The 26,576-nt window shown below is 71.0% G+C and carries 21 protein-coding genes; 14 read left to right on the top strand and 7 right to left on the bottom strand.

All coding sequences use genetic code 11. The features are described from left to right. Nucleotides 1-32: 32 nt before the first annotated feature. Both ACZ4UU_RS32330 and ACZ4UU_RS32325 read left to right on the top strand, forming a co-directional pair. Complete coding sequence (locus tag ACZ4UU_RS32330) at nucleotides 33-668, top strand: MBL fold metallo-hydrolase (RefSeq protein ID WP_471906932.1); 636 nt, start codon at nucleotides 33-35, stop codon at nucleotides 666-668. A gap of 56 nt (nucleotides 669-724) precedes the next feature. Continuing rightward, entirely contained in the window at nucleotides 725-1,504 is a 780-nt protein-coding gene (locus tag ACZ4UU_RS32325) for an exodeoxyribonuclease III (RefSeq protein ID WP_471906931.1), read from the top strand. Nucleotides 1,505-1,612: 108 nt separating this feature from the next. On the opposite strand, the gene ACZ4UU_RS32320 is transcribed toward ACZ4UU_RS32325, so the two are convergent. Next, complete coding sequence (locus ACZ4UU_RS32320; protein WP_471907092.1) at nucleotides 1,613-3,379, bottom strand: SGNH/GDSL hydrolase family protein; 1,767 nt, start codon at nucleotides 3,377-3,379, stop codon at nucleotides 1,613-1,615. Between the two features lie 238 nt (nucleotides 3,380-3,617). Here ACZ4UU_RS32320 and ACZ4UU_RS32315 point away from each other — a divergent pair, with 238 nt between their 5' ends. Together ACZ4UU_RS32315 and ACZ4UU_RS32310 are read left to right on the top strand one after the other, a co-directional pair. After that, nucleotides 3,618-4,025 carry a DUF6278 family protein gene (locus ACZ4UU_RS32315; protein WP_471906930.1) on the top strand — a complete coding sequence of 136 codons (408 nt, stop codon included), beginning with the start codon at nucleotides 3,618-3,620 and terminating at the stop codon, nucleotides 4,023-4,025. Nucleotides 4,026-4,162: 137 nt separating this feature from the next. After that, nucleotides 4,163-4,906, top strand: coding sequence for an amino acid ABC transporter ATP-binding protein (locus ACZ4UU_RS32310; protein WP_471906929.1), 744 nt, complete (start codon nucleotides 4,163-4,165; stop codon nucleotides 4,904-4,906). A 226-nt stretch (nucleotides 4,907-5,132) separates the two neighbouring features. Here ACZ4UU_RS32310 and ACZ4UU_RS32305 read toward each other — a convergent pair whose 3' ends face one another. Next, nucleotides 5,133-6,701, bottom strand: coding sequence for a CocE/NonD family hydrolase (locus ACZ4UU_RS32305; RefSeq protein WP_471906928.1), 1,569 nt, complete (start codon nucleotides 6,699-6,701; stop codon nucleotides 5,133-5,135). 115 nt (nucleotides 6,702-6,816) lie between these two features. Next, nucleotides 6,817-7,575, bottom strand: a complete 759-nt coding sequence (locus ACZ4UU_RS32300; protein ID WP_471906927.1) for a hypothetical protein — start codon at nucleotides 7,573-7,575, stop codon at nucleotides 6,817-6,819. A gap of 120 nt (nucleotides 7,576-7,695) precedes the next feature. On the opposite strand from ACZ4UU_RS32300, the gene ggt reads away from it, so the two are divergent. Beyond that, complete coding sequence (gene ggt / locus ACZ4UU_RS32295) at nucleotides 7,696-9,495, top strand: gamma-glutamyltransferase (RefSeq protein ID WP_471906926.1); 1,800 nt, start codon at nucleotides 7,696-7,698, stop codon at nucleotides 9,493-9,495. 15 nt (nucleotides 9,496-9,510) lie between these two features. Here ggt and ACZ4UU_RS32290 read toward each other — a convergent pair whose 3' ends face one another. Both ACZ4UU_RS32290 and map read right to left on the bottom strand, forming a co-directional pair. Beyond that, nucleotides 9,511-12,066 carry an ATP-dependent Clp protease ATP-binding subunit gene (locus tag ACZ4UU_RS32290; protein ID WP_471906925.1) on the bottom strand — a complete coding sequence of 852 codons (2,556 nt, stop codon included), beginning with the start codon at nucleotides 12,064-12,066 and terminating at the stop codon, nucleotides 9,511-9,513. A 464-nt stretch (nucleotides 12,067-12,530) separates the two neighbouring features. Further along, the gene (map, locus tag ACZ4UU_RS32285) at nucleotides 12,531-13,298 is read right to left on the bottom strand and encodes a type I methionyl aminopeptidase (RefSeq protein ID WP_471906924.1); all 768 of its coding nucleotides are present in this window, start codon (nucleotides 13,296-13,298) and stop codon (nucleotides 12,531-12,533) included. Nucleotides 13,299-13,363: 65 nt separating this feature from the next. Here map and ACZ4UU_RS32280 point away from each other — a divergent pair, with 65 nt between their 5' ends. From ACZ4UU_RS32280 to ACZ4UU_RS32240, 9 genes are all read left to right on the top strand, one after another. Beyond that, on the top strand, nucleotides 13,364-13,642 hold the full coding sequence (locus ACZ4UU_RS32280) for a helix-turn-helix domain-containing protein (RefSeq protein WP_471906923.1): 279 nt from the start codon (nucleotides 13,364-13,366) through the stop codon (nucleotides 13,640-13,642). Nucleotides 13,643-13,773: 131 nt separating this feature from the next. Next, nucleotides 13,774-15,360: a hypothetical protein gene (locus ACZ4UU_RS32275; RefSeq protein WP_471906922.1), complete on the top strand. Its 1,587-nt coding sequence runs from the start codon at nucleotides 13,774-13,776 to the stop codon at nucleotides 15,358-15,360. A gap of 213 nt (nucleotides 15,361-15,573) precedes the next feature. Continuing rightward, complete coding sequence (locus ACZ4UU_RS32270) at nucleotides 15,574-16,416, top strand: nitrilase-related carbon-nitrogen hydrolase (protein WP_471906921.1); 843 nt, start codon at nucleotides 15,574-15,576, stop codon at nucleotides 16,414-16,416. Continuing rightward, the gene (locus ACZ4UU_RS32265; RefSeq protein WP_471906920.1) at nucleotides 16,413-17,696 is read left to right on the top strand and encodes an aspartate aminotransferase family protein; all 1,284 of its coding nucleotides are present in this window, start codon (nucleotides 16,413-16,415) and stop codon (nucleotides 17,694-17,696) included. The genes ACZ4UU_RS32270 and ACZ4UU_RS32265 overlap by 4 nt, the downstream gene beginning before the upstream one ends. 38 nt (nucleotides 17,697-17,734) lie before the next feature. Then, nucleotides 17,735-19,318 carry a PucR family transcriptional regulator gene (locus tag ACZ4UU_RS32260; RefSeq protein WP_471906919.1) on the top strand — a complete coding sequence of 528 codons (1,584 nt, stop codon included), beginning with the start codon at nucleotides 17,735-17,737 and terminating at the stop codon, nucleotides 19,316-19,318. Nucleotides 19,319-19,473: 155 nt separating this feature from the next. After that, on the top strand, nucleotides 19,474-20,316 hold the full coding sequence (locus ACZ4UU_RS32255; protein WP_471906918.1) for a nitrilase-related carbon-nitrogen hydrolase: 843 nt from the start codon (nucleotides 19,474-19,476) through the stop codon (nucleotides 20,314-20,316). 115 nt (nucleotides 20,317-20,431) lie between these two features. Then, nucleotides 20,432-21,835 (top strand): dihydropyrimidinase, encoded by a 1,404-nt coding sequence (gene hydA / locus ACZ4UU_RS32250; RefSeq protein ID WP_471906917.1) that lies wholly within the window; start codon nucleotides 20,432-20,434, stop codon nucleotides 21,833-21,835. 11 nt (nucleotides 21,836-21,846) lie between these two features. After that, nucleotides 21,847-22,884: a TIGR03842 family LLM class F420-dependent oxidoreductase gene (locus ACZ4UU_RS32245; RefSeq protein WP_471906916.1), complete on the top strand. Its 1,038-nt coding sequence runs from the start codon at nucleotides 21,847-21,849 to the stop codon at nucleotides 22,882-22,884. A 209-nt stretch (nucleotides 22,885-23,093) separates the two neighbouring features. Then, complete coding sequence (locus tag ACZ4UU_RS32240) at nucleotides 23,094-24,641, top strand: NCS1 family nucleobase:cation symporter-1 (protein WP_471906915.1); 1,548 nt, start codon at nucleotides 23,094-23,096, stop codon at nucleotides 24,639-24,641. A gap of 39 nt (nucleotides 24,642-24,680) precedes the next feature. Here the strand turns inward: ACZ4UU_RS32240 and ACZ4UU_RS32235 are convergent, their stop codons facing one another. Together ACZ4UU_RS32235 and ACZ4UU_RS32230 are read right to left on the bottom strand one after the other, a co-directional pair. Continuing rightward, the gene (locus ACZ4UU_RS32235; RefSeq protein WP_471906914.1) at nucleotides 24,681-25,349 is read right to left on the bottom strand and encodes a hypothetical protein; all 669 of its coding nucleotides are present in this window, start codon (nucleotides 25,347-25,349) and stop codon (nucleotides 24,681-24,683) included. A gap of 161 nt (nucleotides 25,350-25,510) precedes the next feature. After that, on the bottom strand, nucleotides 25,511-26,518 hold the full coding sequence (locus ACZ4UU_RS32230) for a carboxymuconolactone decarboxylase family protein (RefSeq protein WP_471906913.1): 1,008 nt from the start codon (nucleotides 26,516-26,518) through the stop codon (nucleotides 25,511-25,513). Between the last annotated feature and the right edge of the window lie 58 nt (nucleotides 26,519-26,576).

The raw sequence follows: 26,576 nt of genomic DNA, 5'->3' as shown, positions 1-26,576 counted from the left end.
TCGCGGGCCGGCACCGGGGGCAGGATGGTGCCATGAAGCTCACGAAGAAGTCGCACGCCTGCGTCCGCCTCGAGAAGGACGGGCGCACGCTCGTCCTCGACCCCGGAGGGTTCAGCGAGGAGGACGCCGCGGTCGGCGCGGACGCGATCCTCGTCACGCACGAGCACCCCGACCACTTCGACGAGGCGCGGCTACGGGCGGTGCTGGAGGCCGACCCGGCGGCCGAGATCTGGACGCTGAAGTCCGTCGCGGAGCAGATCTCGGCGGCGTTCCCGGGCCGCGTCCACACCGTCGGCCACGGCGACACCTTCACCGCCGCCGGCTTCGACATCCAGGTCCACGGCGAACTGCACGCCGTGATCCACCCGGACATCCCGCGCGTCACCAACGTCGGCTACCTGATCGACGGCGGCCGCGTCTTCCACCCCGGCGACGCCCTCACCGTCCCCGACCACCCGGTCGAGACGCTGATGCTCCCGGTCATGGCGCCCTGGAACAAGATCTCCGAGGTCATCGACTACGTCCGCGAGGTCAAGCCCCAGCGCGCCTACGACATCCACGACGCCCTGCTCACCGACCTGGCCCGGCCGATCTACGACCGTCAGATCGGCGGCCTGGGTGGCTCGGAGCACCTGCGCCTGACCCCGGGGGACTCCGCGGAGCTGTGACCGGTCCCACCCCGGGCGGGACCGCGTTGTCAGTCCCGCCCGGTAGGTTGTCAGGCATGCGCATCGCGACCTGGAACGTCAACTCGATCACCGCCCGCCTGCCGAGGCTCCTCGCCTGGCTGGAGAGCAGCGGCACCGACGTGCTGTGCCTCCAGGAGGCCAAGGTCGCCGAGGACACCTTCCCGTTCGACCCGCTGCGCGACCTCGGCTACGAGGCGGCGGTCAACGCCACCGGCCGGTGGAACGGCGTGGCGGTGCTCTCCCGCGTCGGCCTCAAGGAGGTCGTCAAGGGCCTCCCGGGCGACCCCGGCTTCGACGGCGTCGTCGAGCCCCGCGCCATCTCCGCGACCTGCGGCCCGATCCGCGTCTGGTCGGTGTACGTGCCGAACGGCCGTGAGGTGGACCACCCGCACTACGCGTACAAGCTCCAGTGGTTCGAGGCCCTCAAGGCCGCCGTCGCCGGCGACGCGGGCGGCAGCCGCCCGTTCGCGGTGATGGGCGACTACAACGTGGCCCCGACGGACGACGACGTCTACGACACGGCCGCCTTCGAGGGGCTCACCCACGTCACCCCCGCCGAGCGCGCCGCCCTCGCCTCCCTGCGCGAGGCCGGTCTCTCCGACGTGGTCCCGCGCCCCCTGAAGTACGACCACCCGTACACGTACTGGGACTACCGCCAGCTCTGTTTCCCCAAGAACCGCGGTATGCGCATCGACCTGGTCTACGGCAACGAGCCCTTCGCCAAGGCCGTCACCGACTCCTACGTGGACCGCGAGGAACGCAAGGGCAAGGGCGCGTCGGACCACGCGCCGGTCGTGGTCGACCTGGACGTATAGAGGAGGTCGGCCACAATCAGCCCGTCCGGCGTCTGAGGACGAGGCCGTCAGGCCGATAGGGGGGTCTGGGGGCACAGCCCCCAGGCGCCCACTGCAACGCCGCCCACCTCACGGCACCAGCAACCTCAGATCCACCGCCCCAGCCAGCGCAGCGAGCCCCGCATCGCCGGGATGCAGATGGTCCCCGCTGTCGTACGCGGCGAGCATGCGAGACGGCCGGGCAGGATCCCGTACCACCGCATCGAAGTCGAGCACGCCGTCGAACGCGCCGCCGGAGCGGATCCACGCGTTCACCTCGACCCGCTCCACGTCGGCCAGCGGGGTGCACTGCGCCTCGCCCTCGCACGGCAGGATCGTCGCCGCCAGCATCCGCAGCCCCCGTGCGTGCCCCCGGTCCGCGATCTCGCGCAGCCCGGCGATCACCTGCTCCGCGCCGGTGCCCCAGCGCACATCGTTGACGCCCTCGAACACGACCGCCGTGCGCGCCGACGTCTGGGCCAGGACATCCCGGTCGAACCGGTGCAGGGCGCTCACCCCGGCCGTGTCGGTGGAGACCCCGTCGCCGGGATAGCGGTCGGTAACCACACGGTTGCCCGAGACCCCCTGGTTCAGCACCCCGTAGCGCGGCACGACACTCTGCTTCAGCAGCCGTGTGGCCAGCACGTTGGGCCACCGCCGGTTGGCGTCCGTCGTGGACTTGTCGCCGTCGGTGATCGAGTCCCCCAGGAGCACCACGGACCCCGGCCCACCGCTGACGTCGACACCGGTCAGCAGCGGCCAGCTGGTCAGCACCGTCGGGTACGCCGTAGCGGAGCGGTCCGCCGTGTGGTCACCGGGCGCGCTCACATACGACCGCTGCTGGGCGAGCCGGTGCACGGGCGCGGCCGGGACGGTCCCGGGCAGATGGAAGCTCACCAGCAGATTGCTGTCCGCGGGCACCTTGAAGCCGAGGGGATCGCTGTAGGCCTGTGCCCCCGCCGGGATCACGACGCCCGCCGCACGCCGGAAGGAGACCGCGACCGGCCTCGCCCGCGCCGCCGCGCCCGCCGACTGCACGGCCACCGTGGCCCTTCCGATCCGTACCGGCGCCGCCGCGAAGGTGTTGTCGAACCGCAGCCGCACCCGCGGCCCGCCGACCGACGTGTGCACCACCAGCCGCAGCGTTCGGTCCGTCCACCGCCCCACGGTCGGGTGGCCGCCCGTCGCCGTCGACCAGCTCCCCGTCCAGCCCGTGGCCGGGACCCGTACCGCCAGGGCGAACACATGCAGCCCGGTCGCCCGCGGCAGCCGTACGGAGGCGACGTCGCGTCCCACGAAGACCGGCACGGTCATGACGTACAGCCGCGGCCGCTCGGCGAGTTGGCCGTGAGGGGTGTTGATGTGCGTCAGGGCCACCGCCTTGGTGGCGAGCGGGCCGGTGCGCCAGTCCGGGGCGGTCAGGTGGTACGAGGTGCGGCTGCCGTCGGCGTAGGTGACGGTTCCGGTGCCGGCGGAGCCGGAGCCGCCCGTGCCGGCCACCAGGAAGGCGAGGGCGTCGCCCCGCCCGCGTACCCGTACGTCCTGTCCGGCGGCCAGCACGTTGTCCGGACGGCCCGGCTGCCGCTTCGGCCAGGTCAGTCCGGCCCCCTGCACGGTCAGCGCGCGGCCGGGGGTCCAGCCGGCCGCCGACAGGGCCTGGGCCGACAGGGAGGCGCCCGCCCCGTCGAAGTCGGCCTCGGTGGGCCTGGCGTCGTCGCTGACGGCCCTGTTGTCGAAGAGCTGGTCCAACGGCAGTGGCCCGGCTCTGCGCTCGGGGGCCGCCTGTGCGGAGACACCCGGCACCAGGACGGCGAAGACAGCGAGGACGACCGCGGACCTCCACACGCGTCGGCGCAACTCCGACTCCTCCCGTTCACGACCGCTCAGGACGGCGTATGACTGCACATGACAACTTCAACTTCAGATGAGACGTACAGGCGCGAGACGTTCCGGCGAGACGCAAGACGCACCGTGAAGTTAGAGAGGCACCCGTGACCCGTCAACGAGCCATGCCCGAACTCGGCGTGAACTCACCCGGAATCGACGGCCCGCGCGCCTGTGGTGCGTTCGGTCGTGCGAATGACACGCTGGGCGTATGAAGATCCCTTTTCTGGGCAACCGGCCCGAGAAGCGCGGGGCCCCCGACCCGGAGGGCATCGCCGATCTCCTCGCCGAGTGCGAACTCCTGCGCTCCCACGCGTCCCGTGCGGGAATCCAACTCGATGACACGGCGGCCTCGTTGGAGGCGCTCGACCAGTTGCTGCCGCGGTGGCGGGAGGACGCGGAGGTCCTGCCGTGGCTGGGCAACGACGCCGGTCTGTATCTCGGCACCGTCATCGTGCGCACCGTACCCGGGGCCGCCTGGGAGATCCGGCCGGACGGTCAGCCGGTCGTGCGGCTCGCCTCCGGCCGTGAGTTCGATGTCGTGACCGCGGGGCAGGAGTGGGCCGTGAACGGGGTGCCGGAGCTCTCGCAGCTGTACGCGGAGGTCGCTGAGGCGTGACAGCCCGACCGATAGTTCGACATAAATTCGGCGTAAATACGGCTTATGACCGAAAAGTGCGTGTCGCGCATTGAGTCAACTGCTGCCCGGATAGTTTGCGGAAACCGCTACACAGTTGAGAGTGACTGGGGCTGGGCATGGCTGGCGATCCACTGATCGAGCTGCGTGACGTCAACAAGTACTTCGGGGACCTGCATGTCCTCCAGGACATCGATCTCACCGTCGGCAAAGGGGAAGTGGTCGTGGTCATCGGCCCCTCGGGGTCGGGCAAGTCGACGCTGTGCCGGGCCATCAACCGGCTGGAGACCGTCCAGTCCGGCACGATCCTGCTCGACGGGCAGCCACTGCCCGCGGAGGGCAAGGCGCTCGCCCGGCTGCGGGCCGAGGTCGGCATGGTCTTCCAGTCCTTCAACCTGTTCGCCCACAAGACGGTCCTCCAGAACGTCTCCCTCGGGCAGGTCAAGGTCCGCGGCCGCAAGAAGGATGACGCCGACCGGCGCTCCCGTGAACTCCTGGAGCGCGTCGGGGTGGCCGACCAGGCGGACAAGTACCCCGCGCAGCTCTCCGGCGGCCAGCAGCAGCGCGTCGCCATCGCCCGGGCCCTCGCGATGGAACCCAAGGCGATGCTGTTCGACGAGCCCACCTCCGCGCTCGACCCCGAGATGATCAACGAGGTGCTGGAGGTCATGCGTCAACTCGCCCGTGACGGAATGACGATGATCGTGGTCACCCATGAGATGGGCTTCGCCCGCTCGGCCGCCAACCGCGTCGTGTTCATGGCCGACGGCCGCATCGTCGAGGACCGCAGCCCCGAGGAGTTCTTCACCAACCCCCGGAGCGAGCGTGCCCGGGACTTTCTGTCGAAGATCCTTCATCACTGAGCGGGAAGTGCGACCCATGCCGAGACGAACGGCGTTTCTCCACGCCGGAATCCTCGCCGCGAACGACCTCGACTACGATGTTCCGTCCGTCCCCAAGGCCGTGGAGGTGGCCCCGGCCGCGACCAGGGACGCTGCTGCCGGGTGGGGATCCCCCCACGGCCCCTAGACCAGGGGACAGCAGGGGGCAGCAGTCACAGAGCCATACCCGCCCGGCGCCGGCCGGAGATCACTGCTCGCGCAGTGGAATCGACACGTACGACGGGTCGTTCGCCGGTGAGGAGAAGGTCAGCCGCGCGCCGGACGGGTTGTGCTCGATGTAGAGCGGGTCGACCGTGTCGACGACCAGGGCGAGCCGGTGCCCTGCCGGGACGTCGTAGGCCGTGGAGTACAGCTCCAGGTCGACGCCGAACGGCTTGCCCGGCGTACGTCCGTGGAAGGTGTACGGCGCGTTGCTGACCAGCTTGCCGAGGCCGAGCGGGCCCACGTCGTAGAGGTAGGCGACGAGGGTGCCGCTCTCCTTGGTCGGGGTGAGCGTGGTGTGCAACTCGGCAGTGCCGCGCACGTGTTGGGCCGTGGCGTACTTCTCCGACTGCCAGACGCTCGCCCAGCGCCGGGGGATCAGCGGGATCGAGGCCATCGGGGGAAGCTGGGCCACCTGGTCGAGGATGCTGGAGAGGAAGACGACTCCGCCGTCCGCGCCGGAGTTGACGTTCGTGCGGATGGTGGTCGTGCCGCCGAGGGCGATCTTCCGGTCGGTCGCGCCGACCGACTTCCAGTCCGGATAGCCCTCGTAGCCGCCCGAGGAGCGGGACTTGAGCCGGACGGGCGGCTCGCGGTCGATGCCGTTGTCCTCGCCCTTGAGATAGTGGTCGAACCAGCGCTCGGTGTCCGTCCACACGTCGTTGGGCAGGCCGAAGAGCCCGGTCAGCTCGGCGGTGGCGTGGTCGCCGGGGCGGAACTCCAGCCGCTTGGGGCCGGTCAGCTTCTCGTAGAAGTCCGCGTACTGGTTGGGCGGGAAGATCGTGTCGCCCCATGCGTTGGCCATCATGATCGCGGCGCCGCTCTTGTTCAGTTGGTCCACGTATGTTGCGGCCGAACGTTTCTTCCCCCAATTGATCATGTCCTGTTCCTTGGACAGGTTGGAGGCGTAGAAGTCGTTGAAGATCTGCCGGACTTCGGCGCTCTGCCGACCGGTGACCAGGCTCGCGCCGTCCAGCAGCGCGGCGGCCTGGACGTGCTGGGTGCGGCCGGAGTAGATCGAGCCGATGAGGTCGGCCCAGCCGCTGAGGGCGGCGACGGCCCGGACCCGTTTGTCGTGCGCGGCGGTCAGCAGGCTGATCCCGGCGCCGTACGAGACGCCCGCCATGCCGATGTGGCCCGCGTCGGCCGGGGTGTTGGCGAGCGCCCAGTCGATCACCCTGGACGCGTCGGCTATGTCGGGCGGGCCCGCCACTTCTATCTCGCCGCCCGACTGCCAGAAGCCGCGCACGTTGTAACTGACCACGATGTAGCCCGAGTTCGCGAGTTTCTGGGCCTGCGCGAAGTACTCGACCTGGGGCAGGCCCCAGCTCGTGGGCAGCACGAGCAGCGGGTAGCGGCGGTTGCCTTCGGCGCCGGCCGGGGTGATGACGTTCGCCTTGAGGGTGGTGCCCCCGTCGCCGCTGATGTCGACGAAGCGGACGCTGCTGGGGGCCGCCTGGGCGGCGGGGGCGAGCCCCAGGGCGCTACCGGCGATCAGTGTCGCGGAGACGGCGCCCACGGCGGTCGTACGCAGGGCCTTGCGTTGGGTTCCCACGGTCACTCCTCACTCGTGTCAATGCAAAGTGACCGAACGGTAACCGCGGCCCCTTACCGCAAGTAACCCGTGGGTAAGTTACGTGCCAGTAACGATTACCGGAATGTGATGAACCTCAGGAGGCTCGGTGGGTATTACGCGCGGGCGCGGGTGTCGGCAGAGGCGCCTGCGCCGCCCTGGTGACATCCGCGACCAGCTCCACCACATCCGGGCCGTACGCCTGCGAGTTGACCACCTTCAGCAACAGGACGAAGGAGCCGGTGCCGTGCTTGCGGGTGAGTCGCTCGTGGTTGCGGGCGAGATAGCGGGTGGCGGCCTGGTTGGTGATCGCGGTCTGGCCGCAGAACAGGAAGACGGGGCGGGGGCCCTGGCTCTCGCCGACGGTGAGCCGGGCGAGGAGTGCGTACTCCTCCTTGCCGACCTCCACCCGATAGCGCTCGGAGCCGATCTGGAACGCCCCTCGGTCCGGGCCGGGTTCGGCGTCGACGTTCACCAGGACACCGGGCAGCAGGGAGGCCAGGTGCGCCATCATGCGGCGATTCGACGCCGGGCCGCCGACGCAGAACTCGGTGCGTTCCCCGAAGCCCTGGCGGGCCGCGTCGTGCGGGATGATCTGGGCGTGGGCGTTGCAGTCCTTGATCAGGGCCGCGAGTTCGAGGAGTGCGAACACGTCGTAACGCATCACCGTCAGCTCGGGTCCGCCGGCCCCGCGGTTCACCACCAGCAAGGACTCGGCGTTGTCGGGCAGCCCGAAGAACGCCTGCTTGCGCCGGAGCCTGCGCTTCCACAGGTAGGTCCGGGCGAGCCAGCCGAGCGCGGCGCTGATGCCCGCCGCGACCACGCCCAGCACGATGTTGCGCACGTCGTCATTCATGGGCGCGCATGGTAGCGGGCGAACGCAAACCCGTGTTCGATCAGCGCCCCGGCGCGGTCCTGCTGACGGGGGCATGCCGATCGCATAGGCTGCCCGGACGGTCCCTGACTGGAGGTGCGGATGCGTCGCCCTGTCGCGCGGAAACTGTCGGTCCTGGCGGTCTCGGCCGCCGTGGTGTCGGTGGGGGCCGCAGCGCCACCCGCCGCCGAGAGCACGGCAGTCGAGAAGGCCCCGGTAGCGGTCGGCTACGGCGGCGCGGTCGCGAGCGTCGACGCGGACGCCTCCGCGGCCGGCATCGAGGTCCTGCGCAAGGGCGGCAACGCCGTCGACGCCGCCGTGGCCACGGCCGCCGCGCTCGGCGTCACCGAGCCCTACTCGGCCGGCATCGGCGGAGGCGGCTACTTCGTCTACTACGACGCCAAGTCCCGTACGGTGCGCACCATCGACGGCCGTGAGACCGCGCCCCTGAGCGCCGGCTCCGGCCTCTTCGTGGAGAACGGCACGGCGATCCCCTTCGCCGAGGCCGTCAGCAGCGGCCTGAGCGTCGGGACCCCGGGCACGCCCGCCACCTGGCAGCAGGCGCTGGACAAGTGGGGGAGCAAGCGGCTCGGGACGCTGCTGAAGCCCGCCGAGCGGCTCGCCCGGGACGGCTTCACCGTCGACGGCACCTTCCGCGAGCAGACCGCCGCCAACGAAGCCCGGTTCCGCTACTTCCCGGACACCGCGAAGCTGTTCCTGCCGGACGGGCGGCTCCCGGTCGTCGGCTCCACCTTCAAGAACCCCGATCTCGCCCGCACCTACGCCGAGTTGGCGAGGAAGGGCGTGGGCGCGCTCTACCGCGGCGACCTCGCCGACGACATCGTCGACACGGTCAACCACCCGCCCGTGGACCCGAACTCCGGCTGGAACGCCCGCCCCGGCGACCTGACCGCCAAGGACCTGGCGACCTACCGCACCAAGACGCAGGCCCCCACCAGGGCCTCGTACCACGGCTTCGGTGTCTACTCCATGGCGCCGTCCTCCTCCGGCGGCACGACGGTCGGCGAGGCGCTCAACATCCTGGAGAACACCGACCTGTCCAAGGCGAGCGAGGTCCAGTACCTGCACCGCTACATCGAGGCCAGCCGGATCGCGTTCGCCGACCGCGGGCGCTGGGTCGGCGACCCGGCCTTCGAGGACGTACCGACGAGGGAACTGCTGTCGCAGCGGTACGCCGACTCGCGGGAGTGCCTGATCAAGGACGACGCGGTGCTGACCAGCCCGGTCGCGCCGGGCGACCCGCGCAAGCCGGCGGCCTGCGACGCCAGCGGCACGGCGGCGCCGACCACCTACGAGGGCGACAGCACCACCCACCTCACTGTGGCCGACAAGTGGGGCAACGTCGTCTCGTACACGCTCACCATCGAGCAGACCGGCGGCAGCGGCATCACGGTCCCAGGCCGCGGGTTCATCCTCAACAACGAGCTGACGGACTTCTCCTTCACCCCGGCCAGCCCCGACGTCCACGACCCGAACCTGCCGGGGCCGGGCAAGCGGCCGCGCTCGTCGATGTCGCCGACGATCGTGCTCGACCGGCACGACAAGCCCGTCGTGGCGCTCGGCTCGCCCGGTGGCGCGACCATCATCACCACCGTGTTGCAGACCCTGACCGGCTTCCTCGACCGGGGCCTGCCGCTGGTCGACGCCATCGCCGCGCCGCGCGCCAGCCAGCGCAACCAGACCACCACCGAGCTCGAACCCGGCCTTTACAACAGCCCCCTGCGGGCGCGGCTGGAAGCGATCGGGCACGGCTTCCGGCTCAATCCGGAGATCGGCGCGGCCACCGGCGTGCAGCGGCTGCCGAACGGCAAGTGGCTGGCCGCCGCCGAGAAGGTACGGCGCGGCGGCGGCTCGGCGATGGTGGTGTGGCCGGCGTCGTAGGACGCGCCCGGCAGGTCACAACTCGGGGGCGGGCGGCAGCTCTTCCGCACGGAAGGTGAGCCGCCCGTCCTGCACGTCCACCGTCACCCGGCCGCCCTCGCCGATCCGGCCGTCCAGCAGCAGCCGGGAGAGCTGGTTGTCGACCTCCTTCTGGATGGTGCGGCGCAGCGGGCGGGCGCCGTACTCGCGCTGGTAGCCGCGCTCGGACAGCCAGTCGACGGCCGTGCCGGTGAAGTCGACCGAGACGCCCTGGGCCTGGAGCAGCCGGCGGGTCTGGTCCAGCATGAGGTTGGTGATCTGCCGCAACTGGTCGGGGGTCAGCTGGCGGAAGACGACCACCTCGTCGATGCGGTTGAGGAACTCGGGCCGGAAGTGTTCGCGCAGCGGCCGCAGGACCCGCTCGCGCCGCGCCTCCTCGTCGGCCTCCTCGCCGCCCGAGCCGAACCCGATCCCGGCGCCGCCCCGGCTGATCGCGTCCGAGCCCAGGTTGCTGGTCATCACGATGACCGTGTTGGTGAAGTCCACCGTGCGGCCCTGGGAGTCGGTCAGCCGGCCGTCGTCCAGGACCTGGAGCAGGATGTTGAAGACGTCCGGGTGGGCCTTTTCGACCTCGTCGAGCAGCAGCAGCGAGTACGGGTGCCGGCGCACCACCTCGGTGAGCTGTCCCGCCTCCTCATGGCCGACGTAGCCGGGCGGGGCGCCGATCAGCCGGCTGACGGTGTGCCGTTCCTGGTACTCGCTCATGTCGAGGCGGACCATGCGCTCCTCGCTGCCGAACAGCGCCTCGGCGAGCGCCCGGGCCAGTTCGGTCTTGCCGACGCCGGTCGGCCCGAGGAACAGGAAGCTGCCGATCGGCCGGTCGGGGCTCGCGAGTCCGGCCCGGGAGCGCAGTACCGCTTCGGAGACGACGCGCACGGCCTCGTTCTGGCCGACGACCCGTTCGTGCAGATGTTCCTCCAGGCCGAGCAGCCGGTCCTTCTCCTCCTCGGTGAGGCTGCTCACCGGGATGCCGGTCTGCCGGGAGACGACCTCCGCGATGGCCTCGGTGGTGACCTCCAGGTTCAGGCCCTCGTCGACCTCCCCGTCGCCGGACGCGTCGGCGATGCGCTGCTTCAACTCGACGATGCGGTCGCGCAGTTGGGTCGCCTGTTCGTACTGTTCGTCGGCGACCGCCTGGTCCTTGTCCCGGTGCAGCTGCTCGACCTCGCGCTCCATGGCCCGCACGTCCGTGCCCTTGGTCCGGGCGCGCAGCCGCACCCGGGCACCCGCCTGGTCGATCAGGTCGATCGCCTTGTCCGGCAGCCGGCGGTCGGTGAGATAGCGGTCCGACAGCTGGACCGCGGCGACGAGGGCCTCGTCGGTGTAGCGGACCTGGTGGTGGGCCTCGTAGCGGTCGCGCAGGCCGCGCAGGATCTCGATGGCGTCGGCGGTGGTCGGCTCGGGGACCAGGATCGGCTGGAAGCGGCGGGAGAGCGCCGCGTCCTTCTCGATCCTGCGGTACTCCTCCAGCGTGGTCGCGCCCACGATGTGCAGCTCGCCGCGCGCGAGGGCCGGCTTGAGGATGTTCCCGGCGTCCATGGACCCGCCCTCGCCGCCGCCTCCGGCGCCCACGACGGTGTGCAACTCGTCGATGAAAACGATCAGTTGATCGGAGTGCGAGCGGATCTCGCCCACGATGTTGTTGAGCCGCTCCTCGAAGTCGCCCCGGTAGCGGGTGCCCGCGACCACGCCCGTCAGGTCCAGCGCGACCACGCGGCGGCCGCTGAGCACGTCGGGCACGTCGATGTCGGCGATCCGCTGGGCCAGGCCCTCCACGATCGCGGTCTTGCCGACGCCCGCGTCGCCGATCAGCACGGGGTTGTTCTTGCCGCGCCGGGAGAGCACCTCGATGGTCTGCTCGATCTCCTCGTCCCGGCCGATCACCGGGTCGATACGGCCCCGGCGGGCGAGGTCGGTCAGGTCGCGGCCGTACTTGTCGAGGGTGGGAGTACCGGAGTCGACGCGCGGCCGCTGGTCGACACGGGGCCGGGAATCGGCGGCGTCCGGGGCCTCGGTCGGGCCGCCGGTGGGGCTGAACCGGGCCGCGTTGAGGATGTGCCCGGCCGCCGAGTCGGGGTTCGCGGCGAGGGCGCTGAGCACGTGCTCCGGGCCGATGTAGCCGGTGCCGCGCGCCCGGGCCAGGTCGTGCGCGTCCAGCAGGGCGCGCTTGGCGGCCGGCGTCAGGGACAGCGACGTCGGCGGCGGCGCCTCGCCCGGCGGGTGCTGCACCGGCCCCGACCGCTCGTCGATCTCCGTCGCCAGCGAGTCGGGGTCCGCGCCGGCCCGGCTGAGCAGACTCCGGGTCGGCTCGGCGGACAGCGCGGCGCGCAGCAGATGCTGGGTGTCCAGGTCGCGGCTGCCGTGCTCGGCGGCGTACTGCGCGGCGCCCCGCACCAGCTCCCGGGCCGGCTGACTGAGCAGACGGCCGATGTCGATCTGCCGGGGGCCGGGGCGCGGTCCGCCGAAGAAGCGGGCGAGGAATTCTCCGAAGGGGTCGTAGTCTTCCGGACCACCATTGAAGCCGCTGGTCATGGCGTTCCCATCCGGCGTCCCTGCGCGGGCAGGGTCGCCCTCGCTTGATCGGCGTGCCGGAGTCGGGTAACCCGGCCGGAAGCCGGTTACACCTGGCCGCGTTCGTAGAACACCTTCGCACGAACGGTGGCGGGGGGCACCTTCAGGGAGGGTGCCGCACCGGCGCCTTCGGGGAAGGACGTGATGGCCATCGCCGACGCTGCCCTGGCTGCCTGGCGTCCGGCTCCGCGGAGCCCTGACCAGTGGCATCCAGCTCCCGCCCAGCCCGCGACAACGCCTGGTGTCCGGCTCCGCACGACCCCCGCTCCCGGCCCCCGGTCCTGGGCCCCAGGACTCCGCCCGGCCCCCGGTCCCGGCTCGGCCCCCGCCCGGTACCGGCCCCGGTCGGCCGGTGCGTGGGCACGGGCCGGCGTCTTCAGGGAGCGCTGAGGCAGGGCGGGGTCGGATTGACGGGCCGGAGGCGGTCAGCGGGCCGTCAGGATTCGGGGGCCCGTCTCCGTGATCGCCACCGTGTGCTCCACGTGGGCCGCGCGGGAGCCGTCGTTCGTGCGGAGGGTCCAGCCGTCGGGGGCGGCGTGATAGTCGTCCTCGCCGCCGGCGATGAGCATGGGCTCGATGGCGAGGACCAGGCCGGCCCGCAGGGGCATGCCGCGGCCCGGGCGGCCCTCGTTCGGGACCGAGGGGTCCTCGTGCATCCGGCGGCCGATGCCGTGGCCGCCGAAGTCGTCCGGGATGCCGTAGCCGGCCGACCGGCACACCGTGCCGATGGCGTGGGCGATGTCGCCGATGCGGTTGCCTACGACAGCCGCCTCGATGCCCGCGGCAAGCGCCCGCTCCGCCGTCTCGATCAGGCGTACGTCGGCGGGGCGCGGCGTGCCGACCGTGAAGCTGATCGCCGAGTCGCCCGCCCAGCCGCCCAGTTCGGCGCCGAAGTCGATGGAGACCAGGTCGCCGTCGCGCAGGCGGTACCCGGTAGGGATGCCGTGCACGATCGCGTCGTTCACGGAGGCGCAGACGACCGCCGGGAAGGGCGTCGGGGCGAAGGAGGGGCGGTAGCCGAGGAAGGGGGACGTCGCGCCCGCCGCGTTCAGTGCCTCGCGCGCCACCTCGTCCAGCTCCAGCAGGGAAACCCCCACGTCAGCGGCCTTGCGTACGGCTGTGAGCGCCTGGCCCACGACCTGCCCGGTCCGGTGCATCGCTTCGATCGACTCTTCCGTCTTCAGTTCCACCATGCCAATTACTATACCGGTATTTGAATGGGGTGGCTCGGTCGGGGTGCGGTATTAGAATCGGCGCCATGGTGCGCACCCCTCTCACCCCCGAAGAGCGTGAACGCGGCGAGCGACTCGGCCGGCTCCTCCGCGAGGCCCGCGGCGGTCGCAGTATGACGGCGGTCGCGGCGAGCGCCGGCATCTCCGCCGAGACGCTGCGCAAGATCGAGACCGGCCGGGCGCCCACCCCGGCCTTCTTCACGGTCGCCGCACTGGCGCACGCCCTCGGGCTCTCGATGGACGATCTGGTCGGCCGCTGCGCACCGGTCGTCGACGCCGACGCCGACGCCGACGCCGCGGCCTAGCGGCGCGCACGTCACGTTCCGGCAGTCGCGGCGTACTCTGCGTCCATTCGGAAAACTTCCCGTAGCCCGTTCGTAACATGACTGGTGTTGCCTAACGGACCGGAGTGCTCCGGTCTGGCGGGAGTTGGGCAATGTCAGTGGAACAACTCCCGGCCCGGGTACGGGAGTTCGTGAACTACCTGGACGGCCTTCTGGCGCGCCTCGACCAGAGCGGCGGCTGGTGCGGGGTGTTCTGGCAGCGCGACCCAGAGGGCATGCAGGCCTGCCTCGACGGACGCGAAGTGCCGCCCTGGGACGTGGTGGAGGCACTCCTGCATGACCTCGCCGGCCAGTACGGCCCTGGCGGCGCCGGCCCCGAGACGGAACGCGCCCGCGCCCTGCACGCCGCCGCCCTCGCCGCGTACGACGCCCGGCCCGGCGGCCGTGACGCCCTGGGCGACCGCCTCGACGTCATGCTCCGCGAACAGCGATACGCCGCCGAACGGCAGGCTGAACTGGGCAGACTGCTCGCCTCCGCGACCAGCCAGGAGGAAGCCGACGCCATCCGCCTCGACCTCGCCTGGGCCCGCGACGACCACGAACGCGCCACCGCCCGCTGCGCCGAACTCCGTGCCCGCACTGCAGACCTGGACCGCCGGGCGGCGAGCGCCCAAGGGCATGCGATACGGCGAGAGCGGGTGGGGGAGGAGTCCGTCTTCCGGTTCGACGACGGGTTTGAGACCCACCAGTTCGCAGGGGACGGGTTCCCAGGGGACGGGTCGGCAGACGACCGGTTCGCAGGTCAGGGGTTCGTCGGCGACGGGTTCGGAGATGACGGAGTCGGGGGCGTAAGGGAGGCCGGAGCGGCCAGGAACACCGGGGTTGCCACGGACACGGGCGCCGCCGGGAACCCCGGCGCCGAGGAGCAGGGGGAGCCTGCTGCCGGGGACACGGACCGGCCCGAAGGGCGGGGCACGCGGCAGCGTAAACGCCGCCGCGGCAGCGCCCGCTTCGCCGGGTTCGTCGAGGAGGAGGTGACCCCCGTCGTCGTACCGCCCACCGCCGAACCCGTCCTCCCCGTCCTCCCCGCCCAGCCCGTCACCGGCCGTCGAACCCGGGGCGGCGCACGATTCGCCGGGGCCCGCGCCGGGGCCGGGGGCGAACCGGTCGCAACCGCGCCCGCACAACCGCAGGTCCAGCAGACGGAAGGCGCGGACCGGCGGGCGGCCGTCGAGGTCGTGGAGACGCTGGTGCGGCTGCGCGGCGAGGAGCGCAGCGGCGAGGCGCACGCGCTGCTCGTCGAGGCCTCGTACTGGCCCGCCGAACGCATCCCCCTGCTCGCCGCCGAGATGCAGCGCTTCGGCCTCGGGGCCGACTGGGCGACCCTGCTGTGGGAGGCCGCCTCGCTGCCCGCCGAGCGGCTCGTGGCCGCCGCCGACGCGCTGACCGGGGCGGGGCGGACCGAGGACGGCGAGCAGATCCTGCGGCAGGGCGTGGGGCGCCCCGCGCACGAGATCGGGCAGGCGGTCGTCGCCCTCGCAGCCGCCGGGCGGCACCGCGAGATCCGCGCCCTGCTCGACGCCTACGTCCGCGTCCGCACCCCGGAGGAGGCCGCCCGCAGTGCCGCGGCCGACCCGGACACGCTCGTACCCCTGCTGCTGGCCGCCGCCCAGGGGGTCTCGGACGAGTGCCGGTGGGATCTCGTCCACGCCCTGCGGGTCGCCGGCCACACGGCCTGAGCCGCCGCGGGCCACACGGCGAGCCGCCGCGGGCAACGGGCGTCGCACCACTCCCACCCGCCCCATCAGTCACCCACAGGAGTGTGAAACGCGATCGACTCTGCGGGTTAACGACGATGGTCTTGGCAAGGCTGTTCCAGGGGCTTACTTTCGTGCCTCTACGGCCCCCTCTACGGGCGTAGAGGCTCTGACGTCCCGTCGAAGGAGCAGCTCATGGCCAACGTCGTTCGTGCCGCTCTGGTCCAGGCCACCTGGACCGGCGACACCGAGTCCATGGTGGCGAAGCACGAGGAGCACGCCCGCGAGGCGGCCCGTCAGGGTGCTCGGATCATCGGGTTCCAGGAAGTCTTCAACGCGCCCTACTTCTGCCAGGTCCAGGAGCCCCAGCACTACGACTGGGCCGAGCCGGTCCCCGACGGGCCGACCGTGCGGCGGATGCGGGAGCTGGCCCGCGAGACGGGCATGGTGATCGTCGTCCCGGTCTTCGAGGTCGAGCAGTCCGGCTTCTACTACAACACCGCAGCCGTCATCGACGCCGACGGCACCTTCCTCGGGAAGTACCGAAAGCACCACATCCCACAGGTCAAGGGCTTCTGGGAGAAGTACTACTTCAAGCCCGGCAACCTCGGCTGGCCCGTCTTCGACACCGCCGTGGGCAAGGTCGGCGTCTACATCTGCTACGACCGCCACTTCCCGGAGGGCTGGCGGCAACTCGGCCTGAACGGCGCCCAGCTCGTCTACAACCCCTCCGCCACCCACCGCGGCCTCTCCTCCTACCTCTGGCGCCTGGAGCAGCCGGCCGCGGCCGTCGCCAACGAGTACTTCGTCGCCGCGATCAACCGGGTCGGCGTCGAGGAGTACGGCGACAACGACTTCTACGGCACCTCGTACTTCGTCGACCCGCGCGGCCAGTTCGTCGGCGAGCTCGCCAGCGACAAGACGGAGGAACTGATCGTCCGCGACCTCGACTTCGACCTCATCGACGAAGTGCGCCAGCAATGGGCCTTCTACCGCGACCGCCGACCCGACGCCTACGAAGGACTGGTGCAGCCGTGACCAAGGACCTGCTGGGACGCCACCGCGCAGTCATGCCCGACTGGCTCGCCCTCTACTACGAGGAGCCGCTGGAGATCACCCACGGCGAGGGCCGCCATGTGTGGGACGCCGAGGGCAACCGCTACCTCGACTTCTTCGGCGGCATCCTGACGACGATGACCGCGCACGCGCTGCCCGAGGTGACCAAGGCGGTGAGCGAACAGGCCGGGCGGATCATCCACTCCTCGACCCTGTACCTCAACCGGCCCATGGTCGAACTCGCCGAGCGCATCGCCCAGTTGAGCGGCATCCCGGACGCCCGCGTCTTCTTCACCACCTCCGGAACCGAGGCCAACGACACCGCCCTGCTGCTCGCGACGACCTACCGCCGCAGCAACACGATCCTCGCGATGCGCAACAGCTACCACGGCCGCTCCTTCAGCGCGGTCGGCATCACCGGCAACCGCGGCTGGTCCCCGACCTCGCTGTCACCGCTGCAGACGCTGTACGTCCACGGCGGGGTGCGCACACGCGGGCCGTACGCGCACCTGAACGACGACGACTTCATCGCCGCCTGCGTCGATGACCTGCGGGACATCCTCGGCCACACCCGTCCACCGGCCGCGCTGATCGCCGAGCCCGTCCAGGGCGTCGGCGGCTTCACCTCCGGCCCCGACGGGCTCTACGCCGCCTTCCGTGAGGTCCTCGCCGAGCAGGGCATCCTGTGGATCGCCGACGAGGTGCAGACCGGCTGGGGCCGCACCGGCGACCACTTCTGGGGCTGGCAGGCGCACGGGCAGAACGGTCCGCCGGACATCCTGACCTTCGCCAAGGGCATCGGCAACGGCATGTCCATCGGCGGTGTCGTCGCCCGCGCCGACATCATGAACTGCCTGGACTCCAACAGCATCTCCACCTTCGGCGGCACCCAGATCACCATGGCGGCCGGCCTCGCTAACCTCTCCTACCTGCTGGAACACGACCTCCAGGGCAACGCCCGACGGGTCGGCGGCCTGCTCGCCGAACGACTGCGGTCCCTCGCCACGCAGGTGCCGCACGTACGGGAGGTACGCGGCCGGGGTCTGATGCTCGGGGTCGAGATCACCCGGCCCGGCACCGACGAGGCCGACCCGGCCGCCGCGTCGGCCGTGCTGGAGGCGGCCCGCGAGGGCGGCCTCCTCATCGGCAAGGGCGGCGGCCACAACACCACCTCCCTGCGCATCGCCCCGCCCCTGTCCCTCACCGTCGCGGAGGCCGAGGAAGGCGCCGCGATCCTCGAGAACGCTCTGAGGAGCATCTAGCAGGACCCATCCGAGTACCCGAGTGAGGGAACGTCGCCATGGTCACCACCCCCGAGCCCCTGGAGCCTGCGGAACCCTCGGAACCCGCCCTGTCGGTCCGGCAGGTCCTCACCCTGGAGCGGGTGCTCGCCGGTGAGCCCGAGGTGGTGGCCGGTGCCGGTCAGCTCGACCGGCCGGTGCGGTGGGTGCATGTCGCCGAGGCGCCGGACGTCGGAGTGATGCTCAGCGGCGGCGAGATGGTGCTCACCACCGGGGTGCTGCTCGCCGGGGACGAGGACAAGCAGGCCGAGTACATCCGCTCCCTGCACCGGGCCGAGGCGGCGGCCGTCGTCCTGGGCCTCGGCCGGGCGTTCCCCGCGCCGCCGGAGGTGATGCGCCGGGCGGCCGAGCGGTGCGGGCTGCCCATGGTGGTCCTGCACCGGCCGTTCCCCTTCGCCGAGCTGACCGAAGAGGTCCAGTGCCGGCTCGTACGGCGCAAGTTCGCCGCCGTCAGCCTCTCGGAGTCCGTACGGACCGCCCTCACCGGACTCATCACCGCGGGCGCCCCGCTGCAGCGGCTCCTCGACGAGATCGCCTCGCACAGCGCCTGCCCCGTCGTCGTCACCAACCTCGCCCACCGCGTCCTCGCCACGGCCGGCGAGCGGTCCGCCGTGGACGACGTGCTGCGTGACTGGGAGCGCATCGCCCGGCAGGCCGGCGGCAGCGAGGGCGACGGCTGGATCCGCGCCGAACTCGGCGGACGCGGGGAGCGGTGGGGCCAGATCATGCTGTGCGGGTACCGCGGCGACACCGCCACCGGACGGCTGCTCGCCGACCGCGCCGCCGAGGCGCTGGTCCTGCACCGCATGCTCGGCGGCACCTCCGCGCACACCTGGGAGGAGCAGTCCGCGCAGAGCCTGCTGACCGACCTGGTCAGCGGGGTCGTGCCGGCGAGGCACCTCCTGCCCCGCGCGCGTGCCGCCGGACTGCCCGTCAACCGGCGCACGTTCGTGCCGCTGGTCGTGCGGGGCGGCGAGGCGGGCCGACTGGAGCGCGTCCTGCGGTTGTTGGGGCTGTCCGGGATCGTCGCCGAGCTCGCCGACGGAGCCACCGCCGTGCTGCTCAGCCTCGCCCGGGACCAGGACGCCGCCGTGCTCGCGGCGAACTTCGCGGGCCGGGTGCGTACCGAGTCGGGGGACGCCCGGACCGTCGTGGCCGCCGCGGACGCGCGGACCGCCTGGGACGACGTGCCCGCCGGACTGCGCGAGGCCCAGCACGTCGCCGATGCCGTCGCCGACTCCTCGGCCGCCCTTGACCTCCCGGCCGTCGTACGGCTCAAGGACGTCCATCTGCGCGGCCTGATCCGGCTGTTGCGGGACGACCCGCAGGTGCAGTCGTTCGCGGAGCGGGAGCTGGACGGGCTGCTGTGCGCGACCGACGAGGACATGTTGTCCGTGCTGCGCACCTACCTCGCGACCGGCCGCAACAAGTCCCGCACCGCCCAGCTCCACCATGTCTCACGGCCCGCGCTCTACCGCCGTCTGGAGGCGATACAGACGCGTATCGGCGTCGACCTCGACGACTTCGAACAGGCCGCATCCGTGCACATCGCACTCCTCGCGCATGACGCGCAACAGAGTTGAAACCTGCCACGACCTGGGAAAACGGTGGTGAAACATGGGACCACGACAGGGTGACACCGTGGCACGCCGCACGCCCTCAGACGTGACACCGTGCAACTCAAACCGCCGCTCCGGACTTCCTAGCCTTCTCGCACACCGAGCGACCGGAGGTCCCGATGAGCCGAGTGATTCGTGCCGCCCTCTTCCAGACCACCTGGACCGGCGACAAGGAATCCATGATCCAGGTACACGAGCAGGCGGCCCGCGACGCGGCCGCGCAGGGCGCTCAAGTGCTGTGTTTCCAGGAGCTGTTCTACGGGCCGTACTTCTGCCAGGTGCAGGACAAGGCGTTCTACGAGTACGCCGAGCAGATCCCCGAGGGCCCGACCGTCCGCCGCTTCCAGGCCCTCGCCAAGGACCTCGGCATCGTCCTCGTCCTGCCGATGTACGAGGAGGAACAGCCGGGCGTCCTCTACAACACCGCCGCCGTGATCGACGCGGACGGCTCCTACCTCGGCAAGTACCGCAAGACCCACATCCCCCAAGTCCAGGGATTCTGGGAGAAGTTCTACTTCCGGCCGGGGAACAGCGGCTGGCCCGTATTCGAGACGGCCGTCGGGAAGATCGGCGTGTACATCTGCTACGACCGTCACTTCCCCGAGGGCTGGCGCGCCCTCGGCCTGGCCGGCGCCGAGATCGTGTTCAACCCCTCCGCCACCTCCCGCGGCCTCTCCCGCTACCTCTGGCATCTGGAACAGCCGGCCGCGGCCGTCGCCAACGAGTACTTCGTGGGCGCGATCAACCGGGTCGGCGTGGAGGACCTCGGCGACAACGACTTCTACGGCACCACCTACTTCGTCGACCCGGAGGCCCAGTTCGTCGGCGAGGTGGCGAGCGACAAGGAGACCGAACTGGTCGTCCGCGACCTGGACCTGGCCAAGCTACGGGAGGTCCGAGACCGCTGGCAGTTCTACAGGGACCGCGCACCGGGAGCGTACGGCCCCCTGACAGCACCATAAGAGCGCCGGCAGGGCAGCCCACCTAGGGGCGCGGGGCTGTATCCATATGCGGCTCCGCCGCGCGGGCGCGACCAGCCCCACCCAACCGGCACATGACCACCGAGGGAGAGGACCCATGACCGGCCGAACAGTAATCCGCGGCGGCCTCGTCATCACCGCATCCGACGAGACACACGCCGATGTCCTGATCGAGGACGGCCGTATCACCGCCCTCGCCGCCACCGGAACATCCGTCGCCGAGGCCTGGACGGCCGACCGAACCATCGACGCCAACGGAAAGTACGTCATCCCGGGCGGCGTGGACGTCCACACCCACATGGAGCTGCCCTTCGGCGGCACCTTCGCCTCCGACACCTTCGAGACCGGCACCCGCGCCGCCGCCTGGGGCGGTACCACCACGATCGTCGACTTCGCCGTGCAGAGCGTGGGCCACACCCTGCGCGAGGGCCTCGACGCCTGGCACGCCAAGGCCGAGGGCAACTGCTCGATCGACTACGGCTTCCACATGATCGTCTCCGATGTGAACCAGGAGACCTTGAAGGAGATGGACCTGCTGGTCGAGGAGGGTGTGACCTCCTTCAAGCAGTTCATGGCCTACCCGGGCGTCTTCTACTCCGACGACGGCCAGATCCTGCGCGCCATGCAGCGCTCCGCCGAGAACGGCGGCCTGATCATGATGCACGCCGAGAACGGCATCGCGATCGACGTCCTCGTGGAACAGGCGCTGGCGCGCGGGGAGACCGATCCCCGCTACCACGGAGAGGTGCGCAAGGCCCTGCTGGAGGCCGAGGCCACCCATCGCGCCATAAGGCTCGCCCAGGTCGCGGGTGCTCCGCTGTACGTCGTGCACGTCTCGGCCATGGAGGCAGTGGCCGAGCTGGCGCGGGCGCGCGACGAGGGGCTCAACGTCTTCGGCGAGACCTGCCCGCAGTACCTGTTCCTGTCGACCGACAACCTCGCCGAGCCCGACTTCGAGGGCTCGAAGTACGTGTGCAGCACGCCCCTGCGGCCCAAGGAGCACCAGGCCAAGCTGTGGCAGGGGCTCAGGACGAACGACCTCCAGGTCGTCTCCACCGACCACTGCCCCTTCTGCTTCGTGGGCCAGAAGGAGCTGGGACGAGGCGACTTCTCGAAGATCCCCAACGGCCTGCCCGGCGTCGAGAACCGGATGGACCTGCTCCACCAGGCCGTCGTCGAGGGCCACATCTCGCGCCGCCGCTGGATCGAGATCGCCTGCGCCACCCCGGCCCGGATGTTCGGCATGTACCCGAAGAAGGGCACCATCGCGCCGGGCGCGGACGCCGACGTCGTGATCTACGACCCGCAGGCCGAGCAGGTCATGTCCGCCGTGACGCACCACATGAACGTCGACTACTCGGCGTACGAGGGCAAGCAGACCACCGGCCGGGTCGAGACGGTCCTCTCGCGCGGCGAACCCGTCATCACCGAGCGGGAGTACACCGGGCGCGCCGGGCACGGCGTCTACACCCCCCGCTCCACCTGTCAGTACCTCAACTAGGAGCGGAGCCCATGGACTTCGGACTCGTCCTGCAGACCGACCCGCCCGCCTCGCGGGTCGTCAGCCTGATGAAACGTGCCGAGCGCAGCGGGTTCAGCCACGGCTGGACCTTCGACTCGGCCGTGCTGTGGCAGGAGCCGTTCGTCATCTACAGCCAGATCCTCGCCAACACCGAGCGGCTCAAGGTCGGCCCGATGGTGACCAACCCGGGCACCCGCACCTGGGAGGTCACCGCCTCCACCTTCGCCACCCTCAACGACATGTTCGGCAACCGCACGGTCTGCGGTATCGGGCGCGGCGACTCGGCCATGCGCGTCGCCGGCCGCAAGCCCAACACCCTGGCCCGGATCAGCGAGGCCATGAAGGTCATCCGCGCGCTCGGCAGCGGCCGTGAGGCCGACCTCGGCGGCGGCACGGTCGTCAGGTTCCCCTGGATCAAGCCCGGTGCCGAACTCCCCGTCTGGATGGCCGCGTACGGCCCGAAGGCCCTGAAGATGACCGGCGAGGAGGCCGACGGCTTCATCCTCCAGCTCGCCGACCTTTATCTGACCGAGTACATGGTCAAGGCCGTGAAGGACGCCGCCGTCGCGGCGGGCCGTGACCCGTCCGAGGTGAAGATCTGCGTCGCCGCTCCCGCGTACGTCACCGAGGACGACTCGCCCGATGCCCTCGCCCACGCCCGGGAGCAGTGCCGTTGGTTCGGCGGGATGGTCGGCAACCACGTGGCCGACCTGGTGTCCAAGTACGGCGAGCACTCCGCCGCGGTGCCCGACGAACTCACCGAGTACATCAAGGCGCGTGAAGGGTACGACTACTCCCACCACGGCCGTGCCGACAATCCGGACACCCAGTTCGTGCCCGACGAGATCGTCGACCGGTTCTGCGTCATCGGCCCGGTCGAGAAGCACATCGAGAAGCTGAACGCGCTGCGGGAGCTGGGCGTCGACCAGTTCGCCGTCTACGACATGCACGACGCGCAGGAAGCGGTGATCGACGCGTACGGCTCGACGGTGATCCCCGCGATCAACAACGCCCTCGACAACTCCTGACGCCCGTAAGCCAGTTCAGGCACGGCCCAGCGACACCGCTCCACCCGACCCCCCACCCCTTGTCGCCCTCCCCGCGGTCCGGCCTCCCCGCCACCCGCCCGGGGAGGGAGGCGGGGCCGGGGAGGGGCAGGCACGCGCCCCTCCCCGCCACCCGCCCAAGGCCCCCGCACGGCCCATCCCTCCCGTTCCGCACGTCGATTGGCCTGCTCATGACCGACACAGTCCCCACGGGGTCGCCGATATCCCAGTCCGCCGACACCGGCGGACGCATCGAACTCGCCCCCGAGGCCTTCCCCGCCGACAGCCCCTTCGCCAACGAGGACCTGCGTCCCGTCCCGGTCGCCGAGCGCAAGTGGACGACGTACAACTTCGCGGCCCTGTGGATCTCCATGGCCCACTGCATCCCCAGCTGGACCCTGGCCTCCGGCCTGGTCGCGCTCGGCATGGACTGGAAGCAGGCCGTCTTCACCATCGCCCTGGCCAACGTCATCGTGCTGCTGCCGATGCTGGCCACCGGGCACGCCGGGCCCAAGTACGGCATCCCGTTCCCGGTGCTGGCGCGGGCCTCCTTCGGGCTGCGGGGCGCCAACATCCCGGCGCTGATCCGGGCGGCCGTGGCCTGCGGCTGGTTCGGCATCCAGACCTGGATCGGCGGCAGCGGCATCTTCGCGCTGGGCTCCAAGCTCACCGGCGGCGGCTGGGAGAACGCCGGGAAGATCGCGGGCAACCCGTGGCCGCTGTGGCTGTGCTTCCTCCTCTTCTGGGCGCTGCAGATCGCGATCATCTACCGCGGCATGGACTTCCTGCGGCACTTCGAGAACTGGGCCGCGCCCTTCGTGATCGTCGGCGCGTTCGTGCTGCTGGTCTGGATCGCGGTCAAGGCGGACGGGTTCGGCGCGCTGCTCGACCAGCCCTCGAAGCTCGGCTGGGGCGCCGACTTCTGGCCGGTCTTCTTCCCGTCCCTGATGGGAATGATCGGCTTCTGGGCCACCTTGTCGCTCAACATTCCTGACTTCACCCGCTTCGGCGCCAGCCAGAAGGCGCAGACCTGGGGTCAGTCCCTTGGCCTGCCCACGACGATGACCCTCTTCGCGATCCTCGCCGTGCTGGTCACCTCCGGCTCCGAGGTCGTCTACGGCGAGGCGATCTGGGACCCGGTCGCCCTGGCGGCCAAGACGGACAACGCCTTCGGACTGCTCTTCGCGCTGATCGTCGTCCTCGTCGCGACCGTCTCCGTGAACATCGCGGCCAACGTCGTCTCACCGGCGTACGACCTCGCCAACCTGGCGCCCAAGCTCATCAACTTCCGTACGGGCGCGCTGATCACGGGTGTCGTCGGCATCCTGATCTTCCCGTGGAAGCTGATCTCGACGCCCGAGTTCTACATCTTCACCTGGCTCGGCGTGGTCGGCGGCCTGCTCGGCACGGTCGCGGGCATCCTCATCGCCGACTACTGGATCGTCCGCCGCACGGTCCTGCACCTGGCCGACCTGTACACGCCCGGCGGACGCTACTGGTACTCGTCCGGCTGGAACTGGCGCGCGATCGTCGCCTTCCTCGTGGGCGGTGTCCTCGCGGTCGGCGGCTCGTACTCGGGCGTGGGTGCCGACGGGGCCAAGACCGGACCGTTCCCGGCGGACGGACTGATCCCGTTCCTCAAGCCGCTGGCCGACTACGGCTGGGCGGTGGGGCTGGGCGCCTCGCTGGTGCTGTACGTGGTGCTGATGGCCGGCCACCGCGAACGCGCCGCGGCCTGAACCGGACGGACGGCTGCGGAGGGCGGCTGTGGAGGGCGGTCAGCCCTTCTGGCCGTCCTCCAGGGCGGCCACCGCCTCCCGGGCCGCCTTGATCGCACCCTTGTTGATCTCGTCCGTGTCGGGTGCCTTCTTCGACTCGAAGTCGCTGCCGCTGTACGTGATGGAGACCAGCGCGTTGGACACGCGGACCAGCACCACGCCCTCTCGGGTCTGCTGCTTGTCCTCGGTGGTGAGGTTGACGACCGAGTACCCCGAGTCGCCGATGCCCGGGACGTCACCGCCGCCGCTGCGGTCCGCGACACGCTCCTTGTAGGACTTCTCGGCCGCCTCGTCCGACTTGGTGATCTCGAAGGACACGTCCAGCCACCGGTAGTCGTAGCCCTTGAGCGCGTTCCACGAGCAGGTGCGGCGCAGCTTGGAGTCGGTCGACGGTATCTCCTTGCCCGCCGTCTTGGCGCCCGGGACGAGCGCCTTTATCGACTTCGAGCCCAGGCTGCCGCAGGGCGCGGGAGCGGCGGCGTACGTCTTCGACACGGCCGCCGTCGCGGGAGCCGTGGGCGACTCCTCGCCGCTCTTCTGTGTCGCCTGGTCTTCGGCCGCCGGGGTCGCGGCGAACGGACCGGACGACAGCGCCCAGCCCGCCGCGGCGAGCACGACGACGGGCGACAGACGCGCGGTGAGGGCGAGCGGCAAGGGCAGAGAACGCACGGCGCACTTCTCGTGGGGGACGGTGCGGAAGGAGTCCGCACTGCGGACGGGACGCCAGTGTCACATGACTCCCTGTGGGGCGGAAGTGCCAACTCGCTCCGTGCTGACGCCATTACAGAAGGGTCGCGAGAAGGTGGCAATTGCGGGGTGTCCTGGGCGAGTTACATGGCTTCCTGGGCGATTTGCGCGCAGATAGCGCTTTCAATGCGGTCCACCGCCACAAAGGCGCCGTGCGCCACGAGATGCACCAGACAGTGGTCGGTGTGTTCCGGCCGACGCCACGCCCGCACGTCCTCGTCGGTGATGCGGTACGGCGCGAGCGCGGCCAGCAGCGCCAGGCGCGCCCCCGGACGCTCCCGGCGGTCCGGGAACCCGTCCAGGGCGAGCGGCGGATGCGATCCGTCCCAGTCCTGGAGGGTCTGCTCCACCAGGTCGTGGTCGTCGCCGTCCAACAGGCCCGCGCCCCGCATGGCCGCCCTGAGCAGCGCCGCGTACGCGATCCCTACGGGCGTGCCCTGCGCCCAGGCGGGGGCCTCGCCGGGGTCGACGGGGTCGAGCAGCTGGAGGGAGGTGCCGGGGCGGGCGGGGCGGCGCACGGTGCGGGCGAGGCCGCGGCCCGCGAGGCTGCGGACGGCACGGAAACGCTGGGCGCCCGCCGGGAGCAGGTTCTCGGTCAGCAGGGCCGAGGCGATCCGGTTGATGAAGTGGAAGGTGAGCGCGGTGCCGAGATAGGCGGGCGCGTGCTCGCGCGGGAAGGGATACGGCTCCAGGGCGGCGCCGGGCACGCGCGTGTGCCGCCCCCACGCGAGCACACGCGCGTGCTCCTCGTTCTCCGGCCGCTCCCCGCGGGCCAGACGTTCGGCGAGCGCGTGGTCGCCGGTGGCGTGCAGCAGCACGGTGTGCGCGTCCACGCAGAACGGGCACCTGTTGGCCAGGGACACCCCGAGGGCCGCCAGTTCCTTGCCCGTCCGGCTGCCCGCCCCGGCGATGAGGGACTCGCGCATCAACGCCCAGGTGGGGGCGAGGAGTTCGGGCGCGGAGGACAGGACCACGAAGGTGACGGGTTCGGCGATGCCGAAGTCGAGGGCGATCTGCGCGTACACCTCGGCGACGGTGCCGGTGGCCGACCTGGGCGGGAGGGGCTCGGTGAATCGGAAGGGTGTGGTCATGGGAAGCAGCGTGCGCCGCAGGGGCGGCCCGGGGCGTCGTACCGCCGAAGACAGTCGT

This window comes from Streptomyces sp. NPDC028907 (assembly GCF_055564995.1).
The sequence above is the reverse complement of the archived record's forward strand: the minus strand, read 5'-3'. Positions and strand labels throughout refer to the sequence as shown.

Excerpts from the sequence above, each read along its gene's own strand:
- map (WP_471906924.1), bottom strand. The coding sequence starts at position 13,298 with ATGGTGGAACTGAAGACGGAAGAGTCGATCGAAGCGATGCACCGGACC.
- ACZ4UU_RS32260 (WP_471906919.1), top strand. The coding sequence starts at position 17,735 with ATGGTCACCACCCCCGAGCCCCTGGAGCCTGCGGAACCCTCGGAACCC.
- ACZ4UU_RS32300 (WP_471906927.1), bottom strand. The coding sequence starts at position 7,575 with ATGAATGACGACGTGCGCAACATCGTGCTGGGCGTGGTCGCGGCGGGC.
- ACZ4UU_RS32275 (WP_471906922.1), top strand. The coding sequence starts at position 13,774 with ATGTCAGTGGAACAACTCCCGGCCCGGGTACGGGAGTTCGTGAACTAC.
- ACZ4UU_RS32315 (WP_471906930.1), top strand. The coding sequence starts at position 3,618 with ATGAAGATCCCTTTTCTGGGCAACCGGCCCGAGAAGCGCGGGGCCCCC.
- ACZ4UU_RS32230 (WP_471906913.1), bottom strand. The coding sequence starts at position 26,518 with ATGACCACACCCTTCCGATTCACCGAGCCCCTCCCGCCCAGGTCGGCC.
- ACZ4UU_RS32255 (WP_471906918.1), top strand. The coding sequence starts at position 19,474 with ATGAGCCGAGTGATTCGTGCCGCCCTCTTCCAGACCACCTGGACCGGC.
- ACZ4UU_RS32310 (WP_471906929.1), top strand. The coding sequence starts at position 4,163 with ATGGCTGGCGATCCACTGATCGAGCTGCGTGACGTCAACAAGTACTTC.
- ggt (WP_471906926.1), top strand. The coding sequence starts at position 7,696 with ATGCGTCGCCCTGTCGCGCGGAAACTGTCGGTCCTGGCGGTCTCGGCC.
- ACZ4UU_RS32270 (WP_471906921.1), top strand. The coding sequence starts at position 15,574 with ATGGCCAACGTCGTTCGTGCCGCTCTGGTCCAGGCCACCTGGACCGGC.
- ACZ4UU_RS32245 (WP_471906916.1), top strand. The coding sequence starts at position 21,847 with ATGGACTTCGGACTCGTCCTGCAGACCGACCCGCCCGCCTCGCGGGTC.
- ACZ4UU_RS32325 (WP_471906931.1), top strand. The coding sequence starts at position 725 with ATGCGCATCGCGACCTGGAACGTCAACTCGATCACCGCCCGCCTGCCG.
- hydA (WP_471906917.1), top strand. The coding sequence starts at position 20,432 with ATGACCGGCCGAACAGTAATCCGCGGCGGCCTCGTCATCACCGCATCC.
- ACZ4UU_RS32240 (WP_471906915.1), top strand. The coding sequence starts at position 23,094 with ATGACCGACACAGTCCCCACGGGGTCGCCGATATCCCAGTCCGCCGAC.
- ACZ4UU_RS32280 (WP_471906923.1), top strand. The coding sequence starts at position 13,364 with ATGGTGCGCACCCCTCTCACCCCCGAAGAGCGTGAACGCGGCGAGCGA.
- ACZ4UU_RS32330 (WP_471906932.1), top strand. The coding sequence starts at position 33 with ATGAAGCTCACGAAGAAGTCGCACGCCTGCGTCCGCCTCGAGAAGGAC.
- ACZ4UU_RS32290 (WP_471906925.1), bottom strand. The coding sequence starts at position 12,066 with ATGACCAGCGGCTTCAATGGTGGTCCGGAAGACTACGACCCCTTCGGA.